The sequence below is a fragment of the Streptomyces sp. KR55 genome, assembly GCF_052245645.1.
Lineage (GTDB): Bacteria > Actinomycetota > Actinomycetes > Streptomycetales > Streptomycetaceae > Streptomyces > Streptomyces flavusporus.
The window spans coordinates 1-6625 of record NZ_JBQQCE010000525.1 but is presented as its reverse complement, the minus strand read 5'-3'; the positions used below and the strand labels follow the sequence as shown (position 1 = coordinate 6625).

At 69.2% G+C, this 6625-nt stretch carries 6 protein-coding genes; 4 read left to right on the top strand and 2 right to left on the bottom strand.

Annotation, left to right across the window (positions count from 1 at the left end):
* Positions 1-152 precede the first annotated feature (152 nt).
* Both ACTWQJ_RS44140 and lon read right to left on the bottom strand, forming a co-directional pair.
* Positions 153-572, bottom strand: coding sequence for a hypothetical protein (locus ACTWQJ_RS44140; protein WP_443312034.1), 420 nt, complete (start codon positions 570-572; stop codon positions 153-155).
* Positions 573-778: 206 nt separating this feature from the next.
* Positions 779-3202 carry an endopeptidase La gene (lon, locus tag ACTWQJ_RS44135; RefSeq protein WP_443312033.1) on the bottom strand — a complete coding sequence of 808 codons (2424 nt, stop codon included), beginning with the start codon at positions 3200-3202 and terminating at the stop codon, positions 779-781.
* A gap of 205 nt (positions 3203-3407) precedes the next feature.
* Between lon and ACTWQJ_RS44130 the strand changes: the two genes are divergently transcribed.
* From ACTWQJ_RS44130 to ACTWQJ_RS44115, 4 genes are all read left to right on the top strand, one after another.
* Positions 3408-4085 carry a spermidine synthase gene (locus ACTWQJ_RS44130; RefSeq protein ID WP_443312031.1) on the top strand — a complete coding sequence of 226 codons (678 nt, stop codon included), beginning with the start codon at positions 3408-3410 and terminating at the stop codon, positions 4083-4085.
* Between the two features lie 113 nt (positions 4086-4198).
* On the top strand, positions 4199-4939 hold the full coding sequence (locus tag ACTWQJ_RS44125) for a response regulator transcription factor (RefSeq protein ID WP_129800686.1): 741 nt from the start codon (positions 4199-4201) through the stop codon (positions 4937-4939).
* Positions 4936-6045, top strand: a complete 1110-nt coding sequence (locus ACTWQJ_RS44120) for a sensor histidine kinase (RefSeq protein ID WP_443312030.1) — start codon at positions 4936-4938, stop codon at positions 6043-6045. Before ACTWQJ_RS44125 ends, ACTWQJ_RS44120 begins: the two co-directional genes overlap by 4 nt.
* 281 nt (positions 6046-6326) lie before the next feature.
* Positions 6327-6625 (top strand): 2-oxoglutarate dehydrogenase E1 subunit family protein (locus ACTWQJ_RS44115; protein ID WP_443312029.1); only part of this gene is annotated, 299 nt, incomplete at its 3' end.

Genomic DNA, 6625 nt, shown 5'->3' with positions numbered 1-6625 from the left:
GCTCTCTCAGTATTTCGCAGGCGTAGACCAACGGCAGCGCCAGGTCGACGACGCACTGCCGCTGCCCCGCCGGTGGAGGGACGGCGGGGCAGCGAGTCGGTGCGGTTCGGTTCGCGGCGTGGTTCTGTCGGGATCAGCCGACGTCGCCGCCGTTACCAGAGGTAATCGCGCCAGTCCTTCCAGTCGTCGTGCCTGTCCTTCCAGTCGTGATCATCCCTGTCCTTCCAGTCGCGATCGTGCCTGTCTTTCCAGTGATGATCACGGTCGTCATTCCAGCGGTGGTCGCGGTCGTCATTCCAGTGGTGGTCGTGGTTCTTGTGCCACTTGCAGTGCTTGTGCCACTCCCCGAACTTGTGGTGCTTGTGCCACTTGCAGTTCCACTGCTTGTGCCCGTGGTCGCCATGCGTGGCGACCGTGCTCACGGTCGGCGATTCGGGCATCGGGGCCGCCGAGGCCGCGCTCGCCGGGAGGATGATCCCTCCGGCGGCCACCACGCCCGAAGCCGCGATGGTCGCGGCACGGATTCCGCGCTTCTGGCGGATTTCCTGCTTGTTTTCCTTGGTGTGAGTCACGGGTTTCTCCTACTTCGGAGGGGCCTTTTCATTTCCGGCGTTTCCGGTGAGGCCTCACTTCAAGTAGGCCGGAACTATATAAAAGGGTCATGTTCCGAATATTCGTGACTTGACAACACAAGGGGTAAAGGTTGTTAATACGCACTCATGGCGAAGGCCCGGGCCTCCCTCACGGGACCCGGGCCTTGCCTGTCCGGTCACGTCCGTCACGCCGCGACCGGAACCTCCGGCTCCGCGCCGTTCGTGGCCGGCGACAGGGCCAGTTCGAGGACCTGGCGGACGTCGGTGACGGCGTGGACGTCGAGCTTGTCCAGCACCTCGGCCGGGACGTCGTCCAGGTCGGGCTCGTTGCGCTTGGGGATGATCACGGTGGTGACGCCCGCACGGTGCGCGGCGAGCAGCTTCTGCTTCACGCCGCCGATCGGCAGGACGCGGCCGGTCAGCGAGACCTCGCCGGTCATCGCCACGTCCGTACGGACCAGGCGGCCGGACAGGAGTGACGCCAGTGCCGTCGTCATCGTGATGCCCGCGCTCGGGCCGTCCTTCGGCACCGCACCCGCCGGGAAGTGGATGTGCACGCCCCGGTCCTTCAGGTCGGCGACCGGGAGTTCCAGCTCGGCGCCGTGGCTGCGCAGGAAGCTCAGCGCGATCTGCGCCGACTCCTTCATCACGTCACCCAGCTGTCCGGTCAGCGTCAGGCCCGCCGCGCCCGTCTCCGGGTCGGACAGCGACGCCTCGACATACAGCACGTCACCGCCCGCCCCCGTGACCGCGAGGCCTGTCGCCACGCCCGGTACCGCCGTGCGCCGTTCGGCCGGGTCCTGGGCCGACTCGGGTACGTGGTGCGGTCGTCCGATCAGACCCCGCAGGTCACCGTCCCCGATCGTGACCGGCAGCTCCCGCTCGCCCAGTTCGTGCTGTGCCGCGACCTTGCGCAGCAGCCGTGCGATGGACCGCTCGAGGTTGCGGACGCCCGCCTCGCGCGTGTACTCGCCGGCGAGCCTGCGCAGCGCGCCCTCGTCGATGACGACCTCGTCCTTGTCCAGACCGGCCCGCTCCAGCTGGCGCGGGAGCAGATGGTCACGGGCGATGACGATCTTCTCGTCCTCGGTGTAGCCGTCGAGCCGGACCAGCTCCATCCGGTCGAGCAGGGCCTCCGGGACGGCCTCCAGGACGTTGGCGGTGGCGAGGAAGACGACGTCGGACAGGTCGAGTTCGACTTCCAGATAGTGGTCGCGGAAGGTGTGGTTCTGCGCGGGGTCGAGGACCTCCAGCAGGGCCGCGGCCGGGTCGCCGCGGAAGTCCGACCCCACCTTGTCGATCTCGTCCAGGAGCACGACCGGGTTCATCGACCCGGCCTCCTTGATGGCGCGGACGATACGGCCGGGCAGCGCGCCGACGTACGTACGCCGGTGACCGCGGATCTCGGCCTCGTCGCGGACACCGCCGAGGGCGACGCGGACGAACTTGCGGCCCATGGCGTGGGCGACGGACTCACCGAGACTCGTCTTGCCGACGCCGGGCGGCCCGACGAGCGCGAGCACGGCACCTCCGCGCCGCCCGCCGACGACACCCAGGCCCCGGTCCGTACGGCGCTTGCGCACCGCCAGGTACTCGGTGATCCGCTCCTTCACGTCCTCCAGGCCCGCGTGCTCGGCGTCCAGGGTCGTCTTGGCGCCCTGGATGTCGTAGGCGTCCTCGGTCCGCTCGTTCCACGGCAGTTCGAGCACCGTGTCGAGCCAGGTCCGGATCCACGAGCCCTCGGGCGACTGGTCGCTGGACCGCTCCAGCTTGTCGACCTCCTTGAGGGCGGCCTCACGGACCTTCTCGGGCAGGTCGGCGGCCTCGACGCGGGCGCGGTAGTCGTCGGACTCCTCGCCGTCCTTCTCGCCGTTCAGCTCGCGCAGTTCCTTGCGTACGGCTTCCAGCTGCCGCCGCAGCAGGAACTCGCGCTGCTGCTTGTCGACGCCCTCCTGGACGTCCTTGGCGATGGTTTCGGCGACGTCCTGCTCGGCGAGGTGGTCGCGCAGTTGCTGGGTGGCGAGCTTCAGCCGGTCGACGGGGTCGCCGGTCTCCAGCAGCTCGATCTTCTGATCGAGGGTCAGGAAGGGCGAGTACCCCGAGTTGTCGGCCAGGGCGGACACGTCGTCGATGGCCTGCACACGGTCGACGACCTGCCATGCGCCGCGCTTCTTCAGCCAGGCGGTGGCGAGGGCCTTGTACTCCTTGACCAGTTCGGTGACGTGCCCGGGCAGCGGCTCCGGCACGCTCTCGTCGACCCTGCTCCCCTCGACCCACAGCGCGGCACCCGGCCCGGTCGTCCCGGCGCCGATCCGCACCCTCCCCCGCCCCCGGATCAGGGCACCGGGGTCACCGTCGGCGAGCCGCCCGACCTGTTCGACGGTGCCGAGCACACCGGTGCTCGCGTACGTCCCGTCGATCCGGGGCACCAGCAGGACCTTGGGCTTTCCGGGCTCGGACCGGGCAGCGGCCTGGGCGGCCTCCACCGCGGCCCGCACATCGGCGTCGCTCAGGTCCAGCGGGACCACCATCCCGGGCAGCACGACCTCGCCGTCGAGCGGCAGCACGGGCAGAGTGAGCGGTGTGAACGCCGTTGACTCAGCAGCCATGATCTCCCCTTAGGCAGTCAAGTTGAGCTATGCCGACTCAATGCGCGGGAGCCGCCGAATGTTCCCCTGGGCCCGTTCGCTCTGAGCGATCACTCCCGGCCGCCGCTGGGCCCCTTCGCCACCCCTGTGTCAACGCCGCCGGGAACCGAGCCACTCCCACCGTTATTCCGTCAACATGCCGTCAGCGAGGTGCCAAGATGGGCAGATGGCCACCACCTACGACATCCCCGAAGTCCTGGACCGTCGTGAGGGCCCCTCGGGCGAGGTCGTGCTGCGCCGGCACGGCACCCTGCTGCAGATCATCGTCAACGGCTGTTTCCTGATGGACACCTCCGACGGACGATCGGAGCGACGGCTGGTCGACGCGGCACTGAACGCCCTGGACAGGAGGGCGGTGCCCGCGGTGCTGATCGGCGGTCTCGGCGTCGGATTCTCGCTCGCACACGCCGCCGCGAACCCCCGCTGGGGCCGGATCACGGTGGTCGAGCGCGAGCGTGCCGTCATCGACTGGCACCGCGACGGACCGCTCGCCGAGCTGTCCCGAGAGGCCCTCGCCGACAGCCGTACGGAGATCGTCGAAGCGGATCTGATCGACTTCGTCAATGAGACTTCCGCCACGTTCGACGCACTGTGCCTGGACATCGACAACGGGCCCGGATGGACCGTCACGGAGGGGAACGACGGGCTGTACTCCACGGCCGGACTGGCAAGCTGCGCAAGGGCGTTGAGGCCCGGCGGCGTGCTCGCCGTGTGGTCGGCGCAGCCCTCCCCGGAATTTGAAGGATCCTTGCGGAATGCCGGTTTCCGGTATGTGCGTACCGAAGAGATCCCCGTTGCCCGGGGCGTTCCGGACGCCGTGCATCTCGGCGTACGACCTGGATAGCCGAGCTGCGGTGACTCCCCGTACGCTGCTTCCCTGACGCCGATCATTCAAGCGTCAATCGCAGTCATGGGATCACCCCACGGATTCCGGAAAGCACACTTCAGGGGCGGGCGATGGAGCAGACACACACCTCCCACAACGGCACGGCGGCGACCACCCCGGGCGCACAGCGCCGGGTGCTGGTGGTCGAGGACGATGCGACGATCGTCGACGCCATCGCGGCCCGCCTGCGCGCCGAGGGATTTCTCGTACAGACGGCCAGTGACGGCCCGGCCGCCGTCGACACCGCCGAGGCCTGGCAGCCCGACCTGCTGATTCTCGACATCATGCTGCCGGGCTTCGACGGTCTGGAGGTCTGCCGGCGGGTGCAGGCCCAGCGGCCGGTGCCGGTACTGATGCTCACCGCGCGCGACGACGAAACCGACATGCTGGTGGGCCTCGGCGTCGGCGCCGACGACTACATGACCAAGCCGTTCTCGATCCGGGAGCTGGCCGCGCGTGTACACGTGCTGCTGCGCCGGGTCGAGCGGGCCGCGGTCGCGGCCGCCACTCCGCGCACCGGCATCCTGCGCCTGGGCGAGCTGGAGATCGACCACGCACAGCGCCGGGTCCGGGTGCGCAGCGAGGACGTGCATCTGACGCCCACCGAGTTCGACCTGCTGGTCTGCCTGGCGAACACGCCGCGCGCGGTGCTCTCGCGTGAGCAGCTGCTGGCCGAGGTGTGGGACTGGGCGGACGCCTCCGGCACCCGTACCGTCGACAGCCACATCAAGGCGCTGCGGCGGAAGATCGGCGCCGAGCGGATCCGCACGGTGCACGGCGTGGGCTACGCCCTGGAGACACCGACGCCATGAGCGAGGGGCGGCCGGCCGCACGGAGGAGCCCCGGGGAGCCCTGGGGCGGCGTACGCCCGTTCTCGATCAAGACCAAGCTGGGTGCGCTGGTCGTCATCTCGGTGCTGATCACCACCGGGCTGATGATGATCGCGGTGCGCACCGAGACCGAGCTGCGCTTCATCACGGTCTTCTCGATGATCGCCACCCTGCTGATCACGCAGTTCGTGGCGCATTCGCTCACCGCACCCCTGGACGAGACGAACACGGTGGCCCGCTCCATCTCGCACGGCGACTACACCCGCCGGGTCCGCGAGAACCGGCGGGACGAGCTGGGCGACCTGGCCGTCACGATCAACCGCATGGCCGACGACCTGGAGGCCCAGGACAACCAGCGCAAGGAACTGGTCGCCAACGTCTCGCACGAGCTGCGCACACCGATCGCCGGGCTGCGCGCGGTCCTGGAGAACATCGTGGACGGCGTCACGGAGGCCGACCCGGAGACCATGCGGACGGCCCTGAAGCAGACGGAGCGGCTGGGACGGCTCGTGGAGACGCTCCTCGACCTGTCGCGTCTGGACAACGGCGTCGTACCGCTGAAGATGCGGCGGTTCGAGGTGTGGCCGTATCTGTCCGGGGTGCTGAAGGAGGCCAACATGGTCGCCTCCGCGCGCGCGGGCATCGCCTCCGGCTCCGGCAGTCACACCCGCACGGACGTCCATCTGCACCTCGACGTGTCCCCGCCGGAGCTGACCGCGCACGCCGACCCGGAGCGGATCCACCAGGTCGTCGCCAACCTGATCGACAACGCGGTCAAGCACAGCCCCCCGCACGGCCGGGTCACGGTGAAGGCGCGGCGCGGGGCGCTGCCCCAGTCGCTGGAGCTGGAGGTCCTGGACGAGGGTCCGGGCATTCCGCGGTCGGAGTGGCACCGGGTCTTCGAGCGGTTCAACCGGGGTGCCGTCAGCCGGCCGCACGGTCCGGGCAGCGACGGCGGCACGGGCCTCGGCCTGGCGATCGCCCGCTGGGCGGTGGATCTGCACGGCGGCAAGATCGGCGTGGCCGAATCCGAGCGGGGTTGCCGGATCCTTGTCACCCTTCCGGGACTGCCATCCGTGCCAAGTTGACGTAAAGTTCGAAGCGGAGCCACAAGATCCACGGGCGTCCGCGCTGCAGGACACGTGTGATCAGGCGAAGGCCCGCGTCTCGTATGCGCCGGGTCCGGGTCAACGCACCCCTTTCACACCGGAACCACGCTTGTTTCCCGCCATTTCCATCCCCGAAACACGTGCTCAGATGTGACTTACGCGACGATGAACGGGCCCGGCCTGACCTTCTCGGTCATGGAGGCGTAGCCTTGATTCCCGCTGTCCATCACCTTGTGAAGCGGAAGAGGGCGGTTGCCGCCGTGTCGCCACAGTCCCCCAGTAACGCATCGAGCATCTCGACCGACGCCGATCAAGCGGGCAAGAACCCCGCTGCCGCGTTCGGTCCCAACGAGTGGCTCGTCGACGAGATCTATCAGCAGTACCTCCAGGACCCGAATTCGGTAGACCGCGCCTGGTGGGACTTCTTCGCCGACTACAAGCCGGGGGCACCGTCCGCCCCGGCTCCGGCGGGTACCGCGGCCGTGGGGGCCGCGGAGACCACCACCACGGCTCAGACCCCGGCCCCGGCCACCCCGGCCCCGGCCGCCCCGGCCCAGGC